General features: G+C 36.2%; 22 protein-coding genes. 20 read left to right on the forward strand and 2 right to left on the reverse strand.

The features are described from left to right. The first annotated feature begins 2 nt into the window (after positions 1 to 2). The 10 genes from yqeH to ACOI1D_RS00860 all read left to right on the forward strand — a co-directional run bounded on the left by yqeH (position 3) and on the right by ACOI1D_RS00860 (position 8,305). Positions 3 to 1,103, forward strand: a complete 1,101-nt coding sequence (gene yqeH / locus ACOI1D_RS00815) for a ribosome biogenesis GTPase YqeH (RefSeq protein WP_422498373.1) — start codon at positions 3 to 5, stop codon at positions 1,101 to 1,103. A gap of 16 nt (positions 1,104 to 1,119) precedes the next feature. Continuing rightward, complete coding sequence (gene aroE / locus ACOI1D_RS00820) at positions 1,120 to 1,962, forward strand: shikimate dehydrogenase (RefSeq protein WP_422498374.1); 843 nt, start codon at positions 1,120 to 1,122, stop codon at positions 1,960 to 1,962. 4 nt (positions 1,963 to 1,966) lie between these two features. Beyond that, positions 1,967 to 2,257, forward strand: coding sequence for a ribosome assembly RNA-binding protein YhbY (gene yhbY / locus ACOI1D_RS00825; protein ID WP_422498375.1), 291 nt, complete (start codon positions 1,967 to 1,969; stop codon positions 2,255 to 2,257). 11 nt (positions 2,258 to 2,268) lie between these two features. Continuing rightward, positions 2,269 to 2,838, forward strand: coding sequence for a nicotinate-nucleotide adenylyltransferase (locus tag ACOI1D_RS00830; RefSeq protein ID WP_422498376.1), 570 nt, complete (start codon positions 2,269 to 2,271; stop codon positions 2,836 to 2,838). Then, positions 2,825 to 3,391, forward strand: coding sequence for a bis(5'-nucleosyl)-tetraphosphatase (symmetrical) YqeK (yqeK, locus tag ACOI1D_RS00835; protein ID WP_422498377.1), 567 nt, complete (start codon positions 2,825 to 2,827; stop codon positions 3,389 to 3,391). The genes ACOI1D_RS00830 and yqeK overlap by 14 nt, the downstream gene beginning before the upstream one ends. Before the next feature lie 34 nt (positions 3,392 to 3,425). Continuing rightward, a complete protein-coding gene (gene rsfS, locus ACOI1D_RS00840; RefSeq protein WP_422498379.1) occupies positions 3,426 to 3,782 on the forward strand; it encodes a ribosome silencing factor in 357 nt (118 codons plus the stop codon). A 5-nt stretch (positions 3,783 to 3,787) separates the two neighbouring features. Further along, on the forward strand, positions 3,788 to 4,546 hold the full coding sequence (locus tag ACOI1D_RS00845) for a class I SAM-dependent DNA methyltransferase (RefSeq protein WP_422498381.1): 759 nt from the start codon (positions 3,788 to 3,790) through the stop codon (positions 4,544 to 4,546). A gap of 133 nt (positions 4,547 to 4,679) precedes the next feature. Continuing rightward, positions 4,680 to 5,261 carry a helix-hairpin-helix domain-containing protein gene (locus ACOI1D_RS00850; protein WP_422498383.1) on the forward strand — a complete coding sequence of 194 codons (582 nt, stop codon included), beginning with the start codon at positions 4,680 to 4,682 and terminating at the stop codon, positions 5,259 to 5,261. 167 nt (positions 5,262 to 5,428) lie between these two features. Then, the gene (locus tag ACOI1D_RS00855; protein WP_422498385.1) at positions 5,429 to 6,001 is read left to right on the forward strand and encodes a ComE operon protein 2; all 573 of its coding nucleotides are present in this window, start codon (positions 5,429 to 5,431) and stop codon (positions 5,999 to 6,001) included. Positions 6,002 to 6,013: 12 nt separating this feature from the next. Next, positions 6,014 to 8,305: a DNA internalization-related competence protein ComEC/Rec2 gene (locus tag ACOI1D_RS00860; protein ID WP_422498386.1), complete on the forward strand. Its 2,292-nt coding sequence runs from the start codon at positions 6,014 to 6,016 to the stop codon at positions 8,303 to 8,305. A 144-nt stretch (positions 8,306 to 8,449) separates the two neighbouring features. Here the strand turns inward: ACOI1D_RS00860 and ACOI1D_RS00865 are convergent, their stop codons facing one another. Further along, positions 8,450 to 8,584: a YqzM family protein gene (locus tag ACOI1D_RS00865; protein WP_422498388.1), complete on the reverse strand. Its 135-nt coding sequence runs from the start codon at positions 8,582 to 8,584 to the stop codon at positions 8,450 to 8,452. A gap of 277 nt (positions 8,585 to 8,861) precedes the next feature. Between ACOI1D_RS00865 and holA the strand changes: the two genes are divergently transcribed. Then, positions 8,862 to 9,902 carry a DNA polymerase III subunit delta gene (gene holA / locus ACOI1D_RS00870; RefSeq protein ID WP_422498390.1) on the forward strand — a complete coding sequence of 347 codons (1,041 nt, stop codon included), beginning with the start codon at positions 8,862 to 8,864 and terminating at the stop codon, positions 9,900 to 9,902. 105 nt (positions 9,903 to 10,007) lie between these two features. Here the strand turns inward: holA and rpsT are convergent, their stop codons facing one another. Then, positions 10,008 to 10,274: a 30S ribosomal protein S20 gene (rpsT, locus tag ACOI1D_RS00875; protein ID WP_422498392.1), complete on the reverse strand. Its 267-nt coding sequence runs from the start codon at positions 10,272 to 10,274 to the stop codon at positions 10,008 to 10,010. Between the two features lie 245 nt (positions 10,275 to 10,519). On the opposite strand from rpsT, the gene gpr reads away from it, so the two are divergent. From gpr to dnaK, 9 genes are all read left to right on the forward strand, one after another. After that, on the forward strand, positions 10,520 to 11,617 hold the full coding sequence (gene gpr, locus ACOI1D_RS00880) for a GPR endopeptidase (RefSeq protein WP_422498394.1): 1,098 nt from the start codon (positions 10,520 to 10,522) through the stop codon (positions 11,615 to 11,617). Between the two features lie 91 nt (positions 11,618 to 11,708). Then, positions 11,709 to 12,896, forward strand: a complete 1,188-nt coding sequence (gene spoIIP / locus ACOI1D_RS00885) for a stage II sporulation protein P (protein ID WP_422498396.1) — start codon at positions 11,709 to 11,711, stop codon at positions 12,894 to 12,896. Between the two features lie 3 nt (positions 12,897 to 12,899). Next, the gene (locus ACOI1D_RS00890) at positions 12,900 to 13,220 is read left to right on the forward strand and encodes a hypothetical protein (RefSeq protein WP_422498398.1); all 321 of its coding nucleotides are present in this window, start codon (positions 12,900 to 12,902) and stop codon (positions 13,218 to 13,220) included. A gap of 186 nt (positions 13,221 to 13,406) precedes the next feature. Then, positions 13,407 to 13,616 (forward strand): hypothetical protein, encoded by a 210-nt coding sequence (locus ACOI1D_RS00895; protein WP_422498400.1) that lies wholly within the window; start codon positions 13,407 to 13,409, stop codon positions 13,614 to 13,616. Between the two features lie 66 nt (positions 13,617 to 13,682). Continuing rightward, positions 13,683 to 15,491, forward strand: coding sequence for a translation elongation factor 4 (gene lepA, locus ACOI1D_RS00900; protein WP_422498402.1), 1,809 nt, complete (start codon positions 13,683 to 13,685; stop codon positions 15,489 to 15,491). Positions 15,492 to 15,612: 121 nt separating this feature from the next. After that, positions 15,613 to 16,773: a radical SAM family heme chaperone HemW gene (gene hemW / locus ACOI1D_RS00905; RefSeq protein ID WP_422498435.1), complete on the forward strand. Its 1,161-nt coding sequence runs from the start codon at positions 15,613 to 15,615 to the stop codon at positions 16,771 to 16,773. A gap of 76 nt (positions 16,774 to 16,849) precedes the next feature. Continuing rightward, complete coding sequence (gene hrcA / locus ACOI1D_RS00910; RefSeq protein WP_422498404.1) at positions 16,850 to 17,881, forward strand: heat-inducible transcriptional repressor HrcA; 1,032 nt, start codon at positions 16,850 to 16,852, stop codon at positions 17,879 to 17,881. Positions 17,882 to 18,016: 135 nt separating this feature from the next. Continuing rightward, positions 18,017 to 18,595 (forward strand): nucleotide exchange factor GrpE, encoded by a 579-nt coding sequence (gene grpE / locus ACOI1D_RS00915; RefSeq protein WP_422498407.1) that lies wholly within the window; start codon positions 18,017 to 18,019, stop codon positions 18,593 to 18,595. A gap of 35 nt (positions 18,596 to 18,630) precedes the next feature. Next, positions 18,631 to 20,469 carry a molecular chaperone DnaK gene (gene dnaK, locus ACOI1D_RS00920; protein ID WP_422498409.1) on the forward strand — a complete coding sequence of 613 codons (1,839 nt, stop codon included), beginning with the start codon at positions 18,631 to 18,633 and terminating at the stop codon, positions 20,467 to 20,469. Positions 20,470 to 20,487: the final 18 nt, after the last annotated feature.

Raw genomic sequence — 20,487 nt, forward strand, 5'->3', positions numbered from 1 at the left:
ATATGGAAGATATACATTGTCAAGGCTGTGGAGCACCAACTCAAACAAAGAACCAAGATGAAATTGGTTATACACCTGAATCAGCGTTAAGTAAAGAGGTTATACTGTGCCAGCGCTGTTTTAAGTTGAAGCATTACAATGAAATTCAAGATGTTTCTGTTACAGATGATGACTTTCTGAAAATGGTAAGTGAAATCCGGGATGTAGACGGTTTAGCTGTACATTTAATTGATATTTTCGATGTCAATGGAAGTATGATCAAAAGCTTAGCAAGAATAATTGGTGACAAGCCCATTATTTTAGTGGGAAATAAAGTCGACCTTTTGCCTAAATCTACCAATAAACAGAAGCTGATTAACTGGTTAAAGAAATCAGCTAAAGAAGCTGGAATTAAAGTTCAGGATGTTCATCTAATATCATCTATTAGAGGCCATGGTATTGAGAAACTTACTGAGGCGATAGAAGTAATGAGAAAAAATCGTAATGTTTATGTTGTGGGGACAACAAATGTAGGGAAATCTACCTTTATAAATCGACTGATTCAACAAACAACTGGTGACAAAAATGTAATAACAACCTCTTATTTCCCTGGCACAACTTTAGGTTTTATTGAAATTCCATTAGATGATTCCTCAGTGTTAATAGACACGCCTGGTATCGTTAATAAAGAACAAATGGCACATTATGTATCCAAAAGTGATTTAAAGGTGATTACTCCTGCGAAGGAAATTAAACCAAGGGTGTTTCAATTAAACAGCCAGCAAACTCTATTTTTTGGTGGGTTAGGTAGAATCGATTTTATAAAAGGAGACAAACAATCCTTTGTTTGTTATTTCTCTAACCAATTGGATATCCATCGTACAAAGTTTGAAAATGCAGATAAGCTATATGATGACCACGTAGGTGAGTTTTTGTCACCACCAGATGAATCCACACGTACAACTTTACCTAAACTAGTTCAAAGCACCTTTAAAATTAGAGAAGAAAAAATGGATATTGTATTTCCTGGATTGGGTTGGGTGATGATACCAGAAGCTAACACGACGGTAATTGTGCATAGCCCAAGAACTGTAGCAGTGTCGATTAGAAAGGCATTGATATAGGGATGGGGGGATTGTAGTGAGCTATCGTTTTGGGCTAATTGGTTATCCAATCAAACATTCATTGTCACCTTGGATTCACGGAAATTTTTTACATATGGCTGGGCTTCTAGGAAGCTATAGCCTATATGAAATTAATACGCAGGATTCTTTTACAGAGCAACTGAAGGTTCTAAGAAAGGATAAACTGGACGGTTTTAACATTACTGCGCCTTATAAACAAAAAATAATACCATTTTTAGATGGGATCGACAAAGAAGCTGAAGCAATTGGTGCAGTCAATACAGTCGTTAATACAAATGGAAAATGGATTGGATATAATACAGACGGGATAGGTTATCTTAGATCTTTAATGAATGCTTACCCATTTGACCTTCAGGATAAATCCAAGAGGATACTGATTTTTGGTGCTGGAGGTGCAGCCAGAGCAATACTTTATACATTGTCAAAGAATGGATTTAACTATATTGATATCGCAAACAGGACAGAGGATAAAGCAAAAGAATTAAAATTGCAATATGAGCTAAGTAAAACAAGTTTATTATCGTTACAAGAAGCTGAACAGCACTTGGAAGAATACGATTTGATTGTGCAAACAACGTCAATTGGGATGAATTCTACGCAAGATAGTGCCATCGTCAGTATTAATGATAAGTTATCGAATAAGAACATTGTAAGTGATATCATTTATCAGCCAGTTTCAACAAGACTATTGAGGGACGCTTTAAACGTTGGTGCAAGAATTCACTACGGACACACTATGTTGCTGTATCAAGCGCAGTATGCTTTTGAGTTGTGGACAAATAAGCAAGTTAAAGTAGATGAAATGGAAAATAAACTGCTTGAACAATTGGAAGGATGATTAGATGTTAACTGGAAAACAAAAACGATTTTTACGGTCAAAGGCGAACCGATTAAAACCGATATTTCAAGTCGGCAAAACAGGCGTTAATGACAATATGGTAGAACAAATATCTGAAGCGTTAGAAAAAAGAGAACTTATAAAGGTGAGTATCCTGCAAAATTGTATGGAAGATAAAGACACAGTTGCATCTGAACTAGTTGAGGGTGCCCAAGCAGAACTAGTTCAGATTATTGGTAATAATATAGTGTTATATAAGGAATCAGTAGAAAATAAGCAAATACAGCTGCCATAAAGGGGAATACCATGAGACGTGTAGGCATTTTAGGAGGAACATTTGATCCTCCACATCTTGCCCATTTAATGATTGCAGAAGAGGTTCGTCTTTCACTAGAACTTGAGGAAATATGGTTTGTGCCATCACAAGAGCCTCCACATAAAACGAAAGCGGTTATCAGCGCTCAAGACCGTGTCGAGATGGTACGCTTAGCAATAGATGGTAATCCTTATTTCAAATTGAATACTATAGAAGTAGATCGTGTAGGAAAATCATATACCTTTGATACACTAAACGTGTTAAAAAATAAGTACCCTGATATATCTTTCTATTTTATCATTGGGGCTGACATGGTTGAATACCTGCCAAAATGGTACAAAATAGAGGAATTAATAAAAATGGTTACATTTGTTGGGGTAAAAAGGATAGGCTCACAACTAAACACTCCTTACTCGATTGAGTTAGTTGATATTCCTTATGTTGAGATATCTTCTACAGAAATCAGGAATCGGATTAGAGAAAATACTTCCACAAAGTATTTTCTGCCAGAAAAAGTTATACGCTATATAAAGGAGAAGCAATTGTATGAAAAGGGATGAAGCAATTAAGATTGTTCAACCAGCATTAACGAAAGAACGATTCGACCATACCTTACGAGTCGCTGAAACAGCAGTTGAGTTAGCTGGAATGTATAATGTTTCAAAAGAAAAAGTAGAGCTTGCAGCAATACTTCACGATTATGCAAAGTATCGACCGTTAGAAGAGATGAGACAATTCATATTGAGTAGTGAATTACCAAACGACCTATTGGACTATCACCATGAAGTATGGCATGGCCCGGTTGCTTCAATTGTGGTAGGTGAACAGTTCGGAATTTCAGATCCTGAAATTAAAGGTGCTATACGTTACCATACAACAGGAAAAGCTAATCTTGGAACGTTTGAAATGGTGATTTTTCTGGCCGATTATATAGAGCCAGGCAGGTCATTTCCGGGTGTCGAGAAGGTTAGGGAAATGGCACCAAGGGATTTAAATCATGCGTGCTGGATGGTGTCTCGAAACACGATACAGTATCTGCTATCTAAAAATGCATCGATTTATCCAGATTCATTCCATGCTTACAATTACTTTTTACAAAAATTGAACGGCTAAATTTTTAAAACAATTAAATGGAGGTTTTTATTAGATGAATAGTAATGACATTGTGCAACTAGCAGCAGAAGCAAGTGATGATAAACGAGCAGAGGATATTGTTGCTTTAGATATGAGAGAAGTTTCATTAATAGCAGATTACTTTTTAATCTGTCATGGAAGTAATGAAAGGCAGGTCCAGGCTATTGCACGGTCAATCAAGGATGCTGCAGAAGAAAAAGGTATAGATGTAAAACGCTTAGAAGGTTTTGACCAGGCAAGATGGATTTTAGTTGATATTGGGGATGTTGTTTGTCACATCTTCCATAAAGATGAGCGATCTTATTATAACTTAGAACGTCTATGGGGAGATGCTACAAGAATTTCATTAAGCGTCGGGCAAGAAGGATAGTAAAAATGGCCTATCAACAAATGGCAAAGCTTTATGACAAACTCATGGACGCTGCACCATACGATCAGTGGGATGAAATAACAAGGGAAATTTTAAATCAAGCTAGTATCTCCGTTAATCAGATAGTTGACTTAGGCTGCGGGACTGGTCAAATAACAACAAGGTTAGCACAAAGTGGTTATCAAATGGTGGGTGTAGACTATTCCGTTGACATGTTAAGTTATGCTGAGCAACGTGCAAGTGAACAAAACCTTTCTATACAATGGATTAATCAGGACATACGGTACACAGAAGGTATTATCGAAGCTGATGCTGTAATTAGTTATTGTGATGTCATAAACTATATAACCACAGAAGAGGATCTAAATCTGGTTTTTGCTAATGTAGCGGATATGTTAAAGGACGATGGAATATTTATATTTGATATACATTCTTTAAACCATGTAGAACAGGATATGGTAAACCAGACATTTGCAACAGTTGATGAGGATCTGTCTTCAATCTGGTTTTGTTCCCCCGGAGAAGATAGTGGCGAGATGAATCATGATCTTACTTTTTTTGTTAAAACAGATGGGGATTCCTATTCAAAGTTTGAAGAGTATCATCACCAAAAAACCTTTTCTGTTGGCATCTACCAGACACTTTTAGAGCAAAATGGATTCCAAATTAAAAATATATATGGTGATTTTTCCCTAAATGAAGAAGATGTACATGAAGAAACAGAAAGAATTTTCTTTGTTGCTGAGAAAAGATCGATAAAATAATATTTTATCGATCTTTATTTTTATAGAAGGAATTAGCCAGTTGCTGTCGAATTATGTATAAAGTAAGCTGATTTCCACCCCCCCCTATTTATCCTCGGTTTTTTCACCTCATATAAAAAGGACGTGTACCCAATTGATTAATTTTTTGAAAAGGAATTTGTTGTTTGCTGTGTTGGGAGTAGCTGTAGTAGTATTTGTATTTGTACTTAATGATAAGCCGAGCCAGGAAAAGTCTTTAGGGGTAAAGCCATTACAGGCAGCCAGCACTATTAAGCCTAAGGAAGTACATGATGCAACAAAAGTGTTTGTTGATGTCAAGGGCGAAGTAAAAAGCCCGGGTGTTTATGAAATGGCCACTGGTTCACGTGTAGAAGCAGTTATTAGCACTGCTGGCGGATTTACGATGAAAGCTGATCAATCTGTCATAAACCTGGCGCAAAAAGTTCATGATGAAATGATTATCCTAGTTCCAAAAGTTGGGGAGCAAATCACCAAAGTAGCACAAGGTTCACCTTCATATAACAAAATCAACCTCAATTACGCTAAGCAGGAAGATATTGAGCAGCTGAATGGAATCGGACCTTCTAAGGCACAGGCAATTATTAAATATCGTGAAGATGTAGGGTTGTTTGATTCAATTGAAGATGTTTTAAATGTACCAGGTATTGGAAAGAAGACACTTGACAATATGAAAGACAGTATTCAATTACCGTAAAGGATTGACTAATATAATTTTCAACATGTAAACTTATTTTATAATTTATTTGCAGTAAAGAAAGTATAAAAACTTTCTTTCTGCATAAGTGCAACTAAGGCTTTCGCCATAAGGCTTGGCGATAAGCCAAGTTTTCTAATAAAAAAACAGAAGAGAGTGGAATTCAGATGGAACGAATATCATGGGATCAATATTTTATGGCACAAAGTCATTTGCTTGCATTAAGAAGTACTTGTGAAAGATTGACTGTAGGGGCAACTATCGTAAGAGATAAACGTATTATAGCGGGAGGGTATAATGGAAGTGTTTCAGGAGACTCACATTGTATCGAAGAAGGCTGTTATGTCGTTGATGGCCATTGTGTAAGAACAGTCCATGCTGAGGCAAATGCATTGCTTCAATGTGCCAAATTTGGTGCGCCAGCTGAGGGGTCTGAGATGTATGTTACCCATTTTCCTTGTTTGCATTGTTGTAAAACCATAATACAAAGTGGTGTAAAAACAGTCTACTATGCTGCAGATTATAAAAATGACCCTTACGCAGTTGAGCTATTTAGGCAATCAGGGGTTCACACAAAAAAGGTAGAACTAGAAGATAATACAATTGACGTAAATCCAGTAGAAAAAGCATCTTATATAGAGACATTATTAAACAAACTTGAAGGAACATCACTAGACCGTAGTCAATTAGATGAATTCAAAGATGAAGCAAAACGCCTTTTTAACGTTCAAAAAGGGTGATGGATATCGAATATGAAAGGTTATTGGCATTTATTTGCCCTATCAGTTCTTTTAAGTATACTTACAATAGCATTTAATTATAAACCAATTTTTATCGTATTGTGTCTATGGTTGTTTTATCTGTATAAGCAGAAAAGGGTAGGTGTAGGACCAATCCTTTTGTCACTGCTATTTTACGTTGGATTTTATTTCTATATACCTGTAATTGATCAAACTGTGTCAACGGGAAATGAAGAGGCTATTAATGGTCAAATTCAAGGAACCATTAGTAGTCCCGTGACAATGTCCAGTAAGAGAATAGAGTTTGTCGTAAAGGATCAAGCCTCTGAGCATAAAGTCATTGTATTAGCATTTAAAGAAGAAAATATGGATTGGGATAATGTACAGCTAAATCAACTGAAATATGGTGCCACCTGCAACATAAAAGGGTTGATGGTATTCCCAGATCGCAGTAGAAATCCCGGGCAATTTAACTATCGTTCTTATTTATTTTCAAAAGGGATTAACTATCAACTAAAACTATCCTCGTTAGATAACATCACCTGTGAGGGCTCATCTCACCTGAATTCCATTCTAGAGTTTCGATTATCCCTAATAAACGTTGTTCTTTCAAAAACAGATCCATATACTGCAAAGTGGCTTTCAGCTCTAGTATTAGGGGACGATTCCCAATTAGACGAAAAGACGGTTGAACTATTTAAAAAGTGGAATTTATCCCACCTTTTGGCAATTTCCGGATTACATGTTAGTTTGATTATCACAATAATTTATTATTTATTAATAAAGTCAACACTATTAACGAAAGAAAATGCGGAGTGGGTAATGCTTCTGATTTTGCCATTTTATGCTATTTTAGCGGGAGGGGAACCTTCCGTATGGCGAGCATGCTTGATGGTTTTAGTGTTTATAATTCTACGGAAAATGAAGCAGATCTACAGTCTAACAGATGTCTTAAGTGTTCTATTTATATTGTTAATCTTATTTAATAGATATATTCCTTACCATATCGGATTTCAACTGTCATTCTTGGTAACACTCGGGTTGCTGCTTTCTGTAAAATGGATTTCTAGGACAACGTCACCTCTAATTATTAGCTTACAAATTAGTTTTGTAGCACAAATGATGATTATTCCATTACAATTAGCCTACTTCTATACATTTCAACCATTATCTATTTTATTGAATGTTTTTGTGGTACCATATTTCTCTATTTTTGTCATCCCATTTATGTTTCTCATTTTGCTTCTAACTCCATTACCTGCTGCAGTATTGAGCGTATTCGGTTTTGTTTTTAAGTTAATCCATCAGACTTTTATTTATCTGATTGATTTTTTAGATCAGGTAGCATATTTCCCATATACGCTTGGGCCGATGTCAGTTCTTGCAACAGTTGTTTATTATGTTTTCTTTTTACTGTTCATGGATGCCATTCAAAAAGAAAAAAGTAAAAAAGCGATGAATAATGGAATCCTAATCGTACTATTAATTACTTTCATTGGTATCAAACCGTTTCTCTCTCCGAACGGGACAGTAACCATGTTGGATGTTGGACAAGGTGACAGTTTTATTGTAGAACTTCCATACCGTAAGGCTGTGTTTTTTATTGATGCAGGTGCAAAAATGTCATTTGAAAATAACCAGGCTTCTAGTGCAAACTATGAACAAGTTATAGAGCCTTTTTTAAAAGTTAATGGGATCAGTAAGATTGACGCGATTTTTGCTACTCATGAAGATGTGGATCACGTTGGGAGTGTTCCATATATGATAGAGAATTATAAAGTTGATCGAGTTTTTTTAAGTGAGTATTATAACTTGCCACACAATACAATTAAGAAGTGGCAATCGAAAGGGATAATTGTACAGCGGATAAAAGCAGGAAACGAAATTGACTTTTATGATTTTCCCATACAACTATTGGCACCTCTGACAGATAAAAAGGAGACAAACGCAAACTCACTTGTTATGCATATGAAATTAGGTGGTCTTGGTTGGCTGTTTACGGGGGACATTGACAAAGAAATAGAGCTGGAATTAATGGGTTCATACCCAGAACTATCATTTGATGTACTAAAGGTTGCTCATCATGGTAGTAAATCGTCAACAGCCAAATCTTTTCTTAGACACTTCATGCCTGAATACGCCTGGATTTCGGCAGGGGAAAATAATTCGTATGGTCATCCCAATAAGGATGTGTTAAAACTACTTCATGACGAGAGAATCAAAATATTTAGAACTGATCAGGACGGGGCAGTTCAATATCATTTCACAAAAGAAAAAGGAACATTCTCTGGATATTTACCATAATCTAATTGAAGGAGAACAAAATCCTAAGACACAATTAAACAAAAAGACCATCAAATCAGCTTACATTTGACAGTCACTTTTTATTTCCGACGACAGCAAAAAAACTGCTATCAGTAATATTTTCGTTTGGTTATATGTAGTTTTTTACTGTCCAAAGAAGTTAACTAGCACACCAATAAAGAATATAACAGTAAAGAAAACAAATGAGAAGACAAAACCTAGGCCTGAATCCACTACGTCATTATTTTTTGACTGGACATCTTTTTCAAATTCGTTCATAACTATCCCTCCTATGTCATCCTATAGTATAAAATAAATACCGGAAAAAATCCATAAATTAATTTACACCATTTTTAGTAAGAGTTAACATCTATACTTTTTACTTTACTGGTTAATCTATAATTAATCAAATATCGTTTGGCATATAGATTACCGGGTCTATCTGTCAAACGTTTATATAAATGAGGGAATTTCCTTACAAATTCCCTCTAATATATCTTGCTATTAGATGGATTTCACTTTAGGATTATGTATATACATAATTGGAGTGAATAAAATGTCTTTTCTTGAAATAAAACAAAAAATAAATAAGGGTCAATTTACACCATTTTATCTGCTATATGGAACGGAATCGTTTTTTATTCAAGATATAAAAAACCTACTAATAGAAGGAATACTGCCTGATGGTGACGTTGAAAATTTGTCTACATATGATTTAGACGAAACACCGATTCAAGAAGTGATTTCAGATGCAGAAACATATCCACTATTTGGTGAAAGAAAGTTAATAATAGCAAATAATCCCTCTTTTTTAAAGGCCAAACCAAACAAAGTCCCATTTGAACACAACCTTGACCATTTACTACAGTATTTGTCAAATCCTGTTGATTATTCCACAATTATTTTTGTTGCAATATATGAAAAAATAGATGAACGGAAAAAAATAACGAAGGCAATTAAAAAAAATACTTCAGTTGTCATATGTGAACCAATCAAAGAGTATGAACTCTCAAAATGGATTAAAACAATTGCTGATGAGCACAATATAAAGATTGAATCTGGTGCGTATGAAGTGATTGAAGGGGAGCTTGAAGCTAATTTGCATCTACTACATAACGAGATGAAAAAGTTTGCAAGCTACGCAGGAGAAGGGGGGATTATTACAAAAGAGGATGCAGAAATGCTTGTTTCTCATTCTTTTAGTAATTCTTCTTTACAATTGGTAGATGCTGTAATCAATCGGGATATTCAAAAAGCGATTACTATTTACAGGGATCTTATGAAAATGAATGAAGAACCAATTGCAATGGTAGCACTCTTAGCCTACCAATTTCGTACGTTGTTACGTGTAAAATTATTAAAGCAAAAAGGATATAGCCAGGCACAGATGCAGAAGCAGCTGGGTATTCATCCATTTGTTATAAAAATCGCGATTTCAAGGGAAGGCAAATTCACCGTCAACCAATTGTCAGTATTTATTGACAAACTCACAAATACTGATGCAATTATGAAACAGGGAAAGATGGAGAAGGACTTAGCGTTTGATTTACTTTTATTTGATTTAACCAATTCATCTTCACGGCTAAGCATGAGTTAATGGGCAGGAATCTTTCATAACCAGACAAATAGCCAACTAAAAAACGATCCTGATATGGGATCGTTTTGTGTTGGTCATTCTTTTTTACTGTGTAATTCAACGCCATTATGCGCTTAGTTCGTTAACCATTTTTGATAAGCGAGACTTTTTACGGTCACCATTGTTTTGATGGACAATTCCTTTTTGAACTGCTTTATCAATTTTTTTAGTAGCTTGTTGTAGTGCTGCTTGCGCATTATCTACATCTTTAGCTTCAACCAATTTTTCAACACGCTTAACTTGTGTACGCATATCTGATTTATATGACTGGTTTAAGTCATGTTTTTTCTGATTAACTCCCACACGTTTAATTGCAGATTTAATATTAGCCATTATTTCACCTCCTTAGAAGAATCTTGACTTAAAAGAAGCTTCTTTTATGCTTATCATTTAATTTTATATATTTTAAAGCACAAAAAACTTACGATTCATTTCTGTGTGAACCATTGATATTTTATCAGAGCTGGTCATTGTTTTCAATAGATTTATTTTCAAATCGATGAAATTGTATGATTTTGAGTCTAAATGTGAAGTCTAAGAGTATGGAAATGAAAATAATGCTGGAGGGTTTATATAACATGGAAAATTCAAATGAAGAATTTCAAATGAGGACAGATTTGGCAATTGAAGCAAAGGATATGTACGTCGAACAGGAGGATACCCAGGTTGACCAAATGAAAGGAATTAAGATAACGGAACGGACTGAAAAAGACGTCAAGATATCTTATGTAGAGGTTGATGAAACTGGAGCAAAAATAATTAATAAAAAACCTGGAACATATGTCACTTTATATGCAGATGGTGTAAAAAGGCAAGACACAAAACGACAGGAAAACGCTGCTGCTCTTTTAGCAAAAGAACTAGAAGCGTTATTAAAGAAAAACAATCTGTCCAATAATGCAAGGTGTTTAATAGTTGGTCTGGGTAATTGGAATGTAACGCCAGATGCACTTGGACCAATGACAATAGAAAAAGTTATGGTAACGAGTCATTTATTTAATTTAGATCATCAATCCGTGTCAGAGGGCTATCGCTCAGTAGCTGCTGTGACACCTGGTGTTATGGGGCTAACTGGGATTGAAACGAGTGATATTATATTTGGAATTGTAGAGAAGTTCAAACCAGAATTTGTGGTTGCAATTGATGCATTAGCTTCTAGGTCAATTGAGCGCGTAAATGAAACGATACAAATATCAGATGCCGGAATCAATCCAGGATCAGGTGTAGGGAATAAGCGTAAGGAGATAAGCGAGGATACATTGGGAATCCCGGTTTTTGCAATTGGAGTTCCAACCGTCGTAGATGCAGCCACAATAACCAGTGATACTATAGATTTCCTATTAAAACATTTTGGAAGAGAATGGCGCGAGAAGGATAACCCATCAAAGTCGTTGGCACCAGCAAACATGAATTTTGGTGGAAAGGAATTTAATGAAGAGGATTTGCCGGATGAAGAAAAAAGAAAAACCTTTTTAGGAATTGTCGGAAATCTATCAGAAGAGGAAAAACGATCATTAATAAAAGAGGTTTTGACACCTCTGGGTCACAACTTAATGGTAACGCCAAAAGAAGTAGATGGATTCATGAAAGACATGGCCACAGTAATAGCTACAGGGATTAATGCAGCACTTCATGAAACAATCGATGTTACCAATTTTTCTGCATATACTAGATAATAAAATATTTTTGGAGCAGTATTTGTTCTAGTTTCTGAAGACGTGTCATAGATTTACTATATATGTCACTGTCTTCAGAAAGGATGGAACAATGAACTACCACAAAAATAAATCAGGAACCTCTCTAAAGCGTTTATTGGTACCTTTTTATAAAAAAGGCGGGTTGTACATCCTTTGTATCCTTCTATTATTTGTCTCGATAGGAGCCTTGACTAGCATTGCTCCAGCCTATCGGTTCTCATCTAAGACACTTACTGAATGGACGAGTAAGGTAGAGAGTACAACATTTTTATACTTACTAGGAATGGAAAATAGAGCGTTTGAAGAGGCATTTCCTAAGGATAAAACGTTCCCAAAACTATCAAATACATTGTTTCATTTGGCAACAAGTGTAAAACCACATGATGTAAGAAGCTTGTTAGGTCAAGAGTTACCAGGATTCTCGGCTTTTAATAACCGAATTGTAATAGCGGGTGAAGGAACAAACTACACAAACCTTCCTATCGAATCACCACCACCACTAGAAGACATATTACAAGATAGGGAGGCCGTTGTTAAGGAGCCGGCTAATCCAGAAAAGGAAACTAAGGATCAAGAAGAAAAGCCTGTAAAAACAGAGGAAAATGTTGTATTTATCTATAACACACATAACAGGGAATCTTTTTTACCACATTTACCAAAGGTGGATAATCCAGATTTAGCCTATCATGGCGAGGTTAATGTAACTAAAGTAAGTGATAGATTTGCATCGTCACTTGCAGATAATGGGATTGGAGCCGTTGTTAGTCACACAGATTTCACCAAGATACTGCAAGAAAAAGATATGGACCATTGGCAATCCTATGATTTATCCAGGAATGCTGTGCAAGAAGCGTTTGCATCTAATGAAAATTTGAAATATGTATTCGACATCCACCGAGATGCACAACCTAAGGGCATAACGACTACAACTATCAACGGCAAGAAATACGCAAGAATTGCTATTGTTGTTGGAGGAGAAAATAGTGAATTTGAAGAAAACTTATCATTTGCTAGAGAACTAAACTCTTTAATTGAAAAAAAATATCCTGGTTTAAATAGGGCAGTTATTATAAATGAAGGACCTGGAGTCAACGGTGTTTACAATCAAGACTTATCAGATAAAGCATTGATATTTGAGTTTGGTGGTTATGCCAACAGTTTAGAAGAGTTGTACCGTTCTGCAGATGCTTTAGCTGATGTGTTTAGTGAATACTATTTTGATGCTGAAAAAGTTTCATCCGAGGCAAAGGAGGAATAGATCATGAAATCCATTATTGTATTATTGCTGTTAATCTTATTCTTTTTATCAGGAATGCTATTTGGAGTTGAACGTGATCGTGCTGAAATTGCCCCGCCTAAAGTAGAAACAGCCAATGTCGACAAAGGCACTGCTGCTTCTCAAGGGGAAACTATTATTCAAACATCTGAGGTAGATAAACACGTAATAGCTGAGTCTAGTGAATATAAACAAACTTCGACCCACTTTACACAAAAAACAGCTTCTTTCTTTGAAAGTATTGTAAAAGGTTTTTATGAAGTTGTTGTCCAAATGATTTACCAAATTGTACAGCTCTTTTATTAAAAAGGCTGTTTTCTAAAAGGTAGGTAAGAAACAGTCTGAAGATCCTGCAGGGGACGGTTGATATTTCTGTATAACGGGTGATTCTAAGGCTAGGACGGTTGATATTTCAGGATAACGGATGATTCCGAAGCAACAGCGGTCGATTTTCTCGGATAACGGGTGATTACTTAGCGCCAGAAGCTTCCGATGAGAGCAACTGCCCGACGAGGAATCAGCACAACAGTTACGTCGCAGTTTGTATCAACTTCGAGGGTTAAAGAGCAACAAAACTTACGAAAAGAACCATTGAAAATGATGATTTCCTTCTTTCTTTTTGGTGAATTGTTACCCGAAAAGAAAGAAGGTTTTATTATTTTAATTGAATGTATTCACTTCAGTTGCTATAATCAATCCTAGTATACGACGTCAAAATTAACACTTTTGTTTTAAAAGTGGTAAAAAATGTAGGAGTGAACATCACTAATGGTGAAAAAACAAAGAAACGTTCGAAATTTTTCGATTATCGCGCATATTGATCATGGTAAATCGACATTAGCGGATCGAATATTGGAAAAAACAAAAGCTTTAACACAACGTGAGATGAAAGAGCAGTTTCTTGATGCAATGGACCTTGAACGTGAACGCGGAATTACTATAAAGCTTAATGCAGTTCAATTAAATTACATAAGTGAAGCTGGTGAAGATTATATTTACAACCTAATCGATACCCCAGGGCATGTGGATTTTACATATGAGGTGTCTCGAAGCCTTGCAGCGTGTGAAGGAGCTATTTTAGTTGTGGATGCAGCCCAAGGTATTGAGGCGCAAACGCTGGCGAATGTATATTTAGCATTGGATAACGAATTAGAAATCATTCCAGTAATAAATAAGATTGACTTGCCAAATGCAGATACTGACCGGGTAACACAGGAGTTGGTTGATGTGATTGGTATCGATCCTGATGATGTAATTTTGGCTTCAGCAAAAGATGGAATAGGGATCGATGCTATTCTTGAACGAATTGCAGACAGAATACCGGCACCTGCAGGAAAAGCGGAAAACCCTCTTAAAGCACTTATATTTGATTCGCTTTATGATTCCTACCGTGGTGTTGTCGCTTATATTTGTGTAAAAGAAGGATCTGTAAAGATGGGCGACAAGGTTAAAATGATGGCTACTGGTAAAGAATTTGAAGTCAATGAACTCGGTGTCTTCACTCCAAAACCATTGAAAAAGAATGAATTAATGGTTGGAGATGTAGGGTATTTAACAGCTTCCATTAAAAATGTTGGTGATACACGTGTTGGTGACACAGTTACACTGGTTGATAACCAGGCAGATGAAGCGTTGCCAGGCTATCGCAAACTAAATCCAATGGTGTTTTGTGGTTTGTACCCAATTGATGCTAACCAATATAATGATTTGCGTGAAGCACTAGAGCGGCTGGAATTAAACGATTCTTCCCTGCAATATGATCCGGAAACTTCCCAGGCGCTAGGATTTGGGTTTCGTTGTGGATTTTTAGGCTTGTTACACATGGAAATAGTTCAAGAAAGAGTTGAACGAGAATTCAATATAGGTTTAATCACTACTGCTCCAAGTGTTATCTATGAGGTAGAGAAAACTAACCAAGAACTTATTAAAATTGATAATCCTTCAGAACTCCCGGATTCACAATCAATTAATGAAATTCGTGAACCTTTTGTTAAAGCAACCATTATGGTTCCAAGTGAATATGTTGGCACAGTAATGGAACTTGCCCAAAAAAAGCGAGGCCAATTCATTGACATGGAATACCTGGATGATATTCGGGTTAACGTGGTGTACCATATACCTTTATCTGAGATCGTATATGACTTTTTTGATCAGTTAAAATCACAAACAAAAGGCTATGCTTCCTTTGATTATGAGCTTATTGGGTACAGGGCTTCAAATCTTGTGAAAATGGACATTTTACTTAACGCCGAGACAATTGATGCACTCTCATTTATTGTCCATAGGGACTTTGCATATGATAGAGGTAAGCAAATTGTTGATACGTTGAAAGGAATTATACCAAGACAACATTTCGAAATACCAATTCAAGCTGCGATTGGAAATAAAATTGTAGCTAGATCAAACATTAAAGCGATGAGGAAAAACGTACTTGCCAAATGTTATGGGGGAGATATTTCGCGTAAACGCAAGCTACTTGAAAAACAAAAAGAAGGTAAAAAGCGAATGAAAATGGTAGGCTCAGTAGAGGTGCCACAGGAAGCGTTTATGGCAGTTTTGAAAATAACTGATGATTGATTGGACTTCCATGATAAGGGTGAACTTTGTCGCATGTATTCACATTCGATGAGTTTATCCCTTTTCTTTTTTCAATCTAGGAAAACACGCTTTTGCTTTCTGATTTTCTAAAGGGGGAACTATATTGGTACAATCAGTATATATACACATCCCGTTTTGCCAGCAAATATGTCATTACTGTGATTTCACAAAGTTTTTTTACAATGAAAAGTTGGCAGACGAGTATATGGAAGCACTATCCAATGAGATAAAAACGAATGTCGATGGTGAAAAGAATAGAGTTAAAACGATTTTCATTGGGGGAGGCACACCAACTGCATTAAATTTGAATCAGTTAGAGTTGTTATTTAAGGTAATTGATGAAAAATTTAGTGTTGCGGATTGCGAAGAGTATACGATAGAAGCCAATCCAGGTGACTTTGATGAGGATAAAGCAAAATTATTAAAAACCTATGGTGTAAATCGAGTATCACTTGGTGTCCAGGCATTTGACGACCAGCTTCTGGAAGATATTGGCAGATTGCATAAAGTAAAGGACGTCTATGAGACAGTAAATTTGTTAAAGAAAAATGGGATTAGTAATATAAGTATTGACCTTATATATGCTCTACCAAATCAAACAGTGGAAGGCTTTGAAAAATCGTTACAGGAAGCGGTCCAGTTGGATTTGCCACATTACTCGACTTATTCTCTGCAGATAGAGCCAAAAACTGTTTTTTATCAACGACACAAAAAAGGCAAATTACACCGTCCTCCCCAAGAGGATGAAGTACAAATGTACAAAATTTTGCGAGACACAATGAAAAAACACGGGAAAGTTCAGTACGAAATCAGCAACTTTGCAAAATCCGGTTTTGAAAGCAAACATAACCTGACATATTGGAATAATGAACACTATTATGGGTTTGGTGCTGGTGCTCATGGGTACTTGCCAGGCAAACGCACTGGAAATATTCGTCCACTCCCTGCCTATGTTAAACAAGCTATGAAAGACGGTCATCCAATATTAACTACTGACGATATCGGACTAAAAGAAAACATTGAAGAAGAAATGTTTCTAGGTTTACGCAGACTTGATGGGGTAAATAAAGCCAACTTTCAGAAGAAGTTTTCGCTACCTATGAAAGAGCTGTATAGTGATTCAATAAGTTATTTAGTAGAAAAAGGTTGGCTGTATGATAAAACGGACGCAGTTAGTTTGACTCCAGAAGGAATCTTGTTCGGAAATGAAGTTTTTGCAGAATTTTTGTTAGAAGATGAAAATCTAAGACATCTGCGTTGACAAAAAATTAATGATTTGATAGTTTATTAGTAGAATTAGCACTCGCATATGAAGAGTGCTAACAGAGGTGATCATCATGTTAACAGAAAGACAATTATTGATTTTACAAGTCATTATTGATGATTTCATCCAGACGGCACAACCAGTTGGGTCGCGTCTTTTATCAAAAAAAGAAAATATCTCATTTAGTTCTGCCACTATACGGAATGTAATGGCTGATCTTGAAGACATGGGGTACTTAGAAAAAACGCACTCATCGTCTGGAAGAATACCATCCGAAAAAGGATATCGTTTTTATGTAGATCACTTAGTATCTGCTGAAGGGATACCAGACGAAGTGAATATCATGAAGCATGTGATCCAGGAGGGGGTTTTTGAATTTGAACAAATTGTTCAAAAATCTGCTCAGGTACTATCTGATTTAACCAATTACACGTCAATCATTCTAGGTCCAGAAGTGTTCGAAACAAAATTGAAACAGCTGCAGATTGTCACATTATCAGACCACACGGCTGTTGCGATATTGATAACGAATACTGGACATGTCGAGCACCGTTCGTTTACAATCCCGGGTGAAATGAATGCTTCAGACCTTGAGAAAATGGTTAACATTTTAAATGATCGATTATATGGTGTACCAATTGTTCATTTGCATGACACGCTAAATACTGAAATTGTTTCATTGATGAAGATGTATGTGAATGATTTTGAGCAATCATATGATTATTTAAAATCAGCATTTTTTAGCGAGCAACCTGTTAAGCTTTATATTGGTGGTAAAACGAATATTTTAATGCAGCCTGAATTTAAGGACGTTGAGAAGATTCGTTCATTTTACTCTATGATGGAGAAGGAAGACGAAATGGCTAGCATGCTTAAGTCATCTGCTGAAGGTATTCACGTATCAATTGGCCACGAAAATAAAGTGGATGCTATAAAGGACTGCAGCTTAATAACTGCTTCCTACCACCTGGGAAAGGGCCAGCTAGGAACAATTGCTTTGCTTGGTCCAACAAGAATGGAATACAGAAGAGTGATTACACTATTACATGCATTGTCTAACGAAATGACAGAAGCTTTGTACATGTGGTACAAAAATAATGAGTAGTTTTACCCCCAGTATCCAGTTCTCATTGATGGAAACTACCCATCACTTCTATTTGTGTAATAGGTAATAGTTTATTTCAGAATGGTTTAATGATATAGTCTAAAATGGTGATTTTTTTCATAGGAGGTGTCCAACATGGATGAACAAAACAAAGATAATACAGTTACAAAAGATGAAGAAGTAATAGAAAATATTGAGCCAGAGGATATGGAAATTAATAATTCAGAAGAACACCTTGGTTCAGATGAAAGTAAAATGGAAACACTAAAAGAAGAAGTAGAAAAGTTACAAAATGAAAAAGAAGAAGTGTATCAAAAGATGTTACGCATACAAGCAGAGTTTGATAACTATAAAAAACGCTCAATGCGTGAAAAAGAGACAACAAATAAATATAAGTCTCAAGACATCGTGAATGATTTGTTGCCTGCTATAGATAATTTCGAGCGTGCTCTTCAAGTAGATGTATCAGAAGCACAGGATAGCTTTGTTGAAGGAATCTCGATGGTTTATAGAATGCTGAAAGATGCTCTAAAGTCACATAATGTGGAAGAAATTGAGACTGTAGGAAAAGAATTTGATCCTAATTTACATCACGCAGTAATGCAAGCTGAGGATGATGAGGCAGAAGCAAACACTGTAGTAGAGGAAATGCAAAAAGGTTATATGCTTAAAGACCGAGTAATTCGACCAGCGATGGTCAAAGTAAATAAATAATAGATTAGGTAAAGTAGTGAAGGAGGAAATTAACAATGGGAAAAATTATTGGTATTGACTTAGGAACAACAAACTCATGTGTTTCAGTAATGGAAGGTGGAGAAGCGGTAGTAATCCCCAATCCGGAAGGGAACCGCACCACACCATCTGTTGTCGCATTCAAAAATGGTGAACGTCAAGTAGGTGAGGTTGCTAAAAGACAAGCAATCACAAATCCAAATACGATTCAATCAATCAAGCGTCATATGGGTACGGATTACAGCGTTAAAATTGATGATAAAGAATTCACGCCACAAGAGGTTTCTGCAATCATATTACAGCACATTAAATCGTACGCAGAAGATTACTTAGGTGATAAAGTTGAAAAGGCTGTTATTACAGTACCAGCCTACTTTAATGATGCAGAGCGCCAAGCAACAAAAGATGCTGGTAAAATTGCTGGACTTGAAGTAGAGCGTATTATTAACGAACCAACTGCTGCAGCATTAGCATACGGTATCGACAAAGAAGATCAAGACCAAACAATTTTAGTTTATGATTTAGGTGGCGGTACTTTTGACGTTTCTATTCTAGACATTGGTGACGGTACTTTCGAAGTTGTTTCAACTGCCGGTGATAACCGTCTTGGTGGAGATGATTTTGATGAAGTAATCATAAAACATATGGTAGCTGAATTTAAGAAAGAAAATGGAATTGATCTTTCTAAAGATAAAATGGCAACACAACGTTTGAAAGATGCTGCTGAGAAAGCTAAGAAAGATCTTTCTGGAGTTGCTCAAACGCAAGTATCTTTACCATTTATCACTGCCGGTGATGCTGGGCCGCTACACCTTGAAATGAACTTAACACGAGCTAAATTTGAAGAGCTATCCTCAGATTTAGTAGAACGTACTATGGTTCCAACTCGTAAAGCTTTAAAGGATGCTAATTTATCTTCGAAAGATATTCATAAAGTAATCCTAGTGGGTGGTTCTACACGAATTCCAGCTGTTCAGGAAGCAATAAAACGCGAAACTGGTAAAGAACCTTCTAGAGGAGTAAACCCTGATGAAGTAGTAGCTCTAGGTGCTGCAATTCAGGCCGGGGTACTACAAGGTGATGTTAAGGATGTTGTGTTATTGGATGTAACACCACTATCACTAGGTATCGAAACAATGGGAAGCGTATTTACAAAATTGATTGAACGAAATACAACAATACCAACAAGTCATTCTCAAACATTCTCAACAGCAGCTGATAATCAAACAGCAGTTGACATTCACGTACTACAAGGTGAAAGAGAAATGGCTGCTGATAACAAGACCCTTGGCCGTTTCCAATTGACGGATATTCCACCAGCACCACGTGGTGTTCCACAGATTGAAGTTTCATTTGACATTGATGCGAATGGTATTGTTAATGTTCGTGCCAAGGATATGGGAACAAATAAAGAGCACTCTATCACAATCAAGTCTTCTTCAGGTCTATCAGATGAGGAAGTAGAACGCATGGTGCAAGAAGCAGAAGAAAATGCTGAAGGTGATAAGAAGCGCCGTGAAGAAGTTGAGTTACGTAATGAAGCGGATCAACTAATCTTTACAACAGATAAAACAATTAAAGACTTAGGCGAAAAAGTTTCTGACGAAGAAAAAGAAAAAGCAGAAGCTGCAAAAGAGGAATTAAAAACAGCTATTGAATCTGATGACTTAGAAGAAATTAAAACTAAAAAAGAAGCACTTCAAGAACAGGTTCAACAGTTATCAGTTAAGATGTATGAGCAAATGCAGCAGGACGCACAGGCTGAAGAAGGTCAAGAAGGTAACAAGGAAGAAGATGTCGAGGACGCTGACTATGAAGAAGTCAACGACGAAGACAAAGACAAAGATAAAAAATAATAAGTGATACAAAAAAGT

This window comes from Virgibacillus sp. DJP39 (genome assembly GCF_049310925.1).
Lineage (GTDB): Bacteria > Bacillota > Bacilli > Bacillales > Amphibacillaceae > Virgibacillus_F.

Bases quoted from the DNA above. Each gene is read 5' to 3' on its own strand.
- yqeK (WP_422498377.1), top strand. From the start codon at position 2,825: ATGAAAAGGGATGAAGCAATTAAGATTGTTCAACCAGCATTAACGAAA.
- yqeH (WP_422498373.1), top strand. From the start codon at position 3: ATGGAAGATATACATTGTCAAGGCTGTGGAGCACCAACTCAAACAAAG.
- ACOI1D_RS00855 (WP_422498385.1), top strand. From the start codon at position 5,429: ATGGAACGAATATCATGGGATCAATATTTTATGGCACAAAGTCATTTG.
- rpsT (WP_422498392.1), bottom strand. From the start codon at position 10,274: ATGGCTAATATTAAATCTGCAATTAAACGTGTGGGAGTTAATCAGAAA.
- lepA (WP_422498402.1), top strand. From the start codon at position 13,683: ATGGTGAAAAAACAAAGAAACGTTCGAAATTTTTCGATTATCGCGCAT.
- grpE (WP_422498407.1), top strand. From the start codon at position 18,017: ATGGATGAACAAAACAAAGATAATACAGTTACAAAAGATGAAGAAGTA.
- spoIIP (WP_422498396.1), top strand. From the start codon at position 11,709: ATGAACTACCACAAAAATAAATCAGGAACCTCTCTAAAGCGTTTATTG.
- rsfS (WP_422498379.1), top strand. From the start codon at position 3,426: ATGAATAGTAATGACATTGTGCAACTAGCAGCAGAAGCAAGTGATGAT.
- dnaK (WP_422498409.1), top strand. From the start codon at position 18,631: ATGGGAAAAATTATTGGTATTGACTTAGGAACAACAAACTCATGTGTT.
- hrcA (WP_422498404.1), top strand. From the start codon at position 16,850: ATGTTAACAGAAAGACAATTATTGATTTTACAAGTCATTATTGATGAT.
- ACOI1D_RS00865 (WP_422498388.1), bottom strand. From the start codon at position 8,584: ATGAACGAATTTGAAAAAGATGTCCAGTCAAAAAATAATGACGTAGTG.
- ACOI1D_RS00890 (WP_422498398.1), top strand. From the start codon at position 12,900: ATGAAATCCATTATTGTATTATTGCTGTTAATCTTATTCTTTTTATCA.
- ACOI1D_RS00860 (WP_422498386.1), top strand. From the start codon at position 6,014: ATGAAAGGTTATTGGCATTTATTTGCCCTATCAGTTCTTTTAAGTATA.
- gpr (WP_422498394.1), top strand. From the start codon at position 10,520: ATGGAAAATTCAAATGAAGAATTTCAAATGAGGACAGATTTGGCAATT.
- ACOI1D_RS00845 (WP_422498381.1), top strand. From the start codon at position 3,788: ATGGCCTATCAACAAATGGCAAAGCTTTATGACAAACTCATGGACGCT.
- ACOI1D_RS00830 (WP_422498376.1), top strand. From the start codon at position 2,269: ATGAGACGTGTAGGCATTTTAGGAGGAACATTTGATCCTCCACATCTT.
- holA (WP_422498390.1), top strand. From the start codon at position 8,862: ATGTCTTTTCTTGAAATAAAACAAAAAATAAATAAGGGTCAATTTACA.
- yhbY (WP_422498375.1), top strand. From the start codon at position 1,967: ATGTTAACTGGAAAACAAAAACGATTTTTACGGTCAAAGGCGAACCGA.
- ACOI1D_RS00895 (WP_422498400.1), top strand. From the start codon at position 13,407: ATGAGAGCAACTGCCCGACGAGGAATCAGCACAACAGTTACGTCGCAG.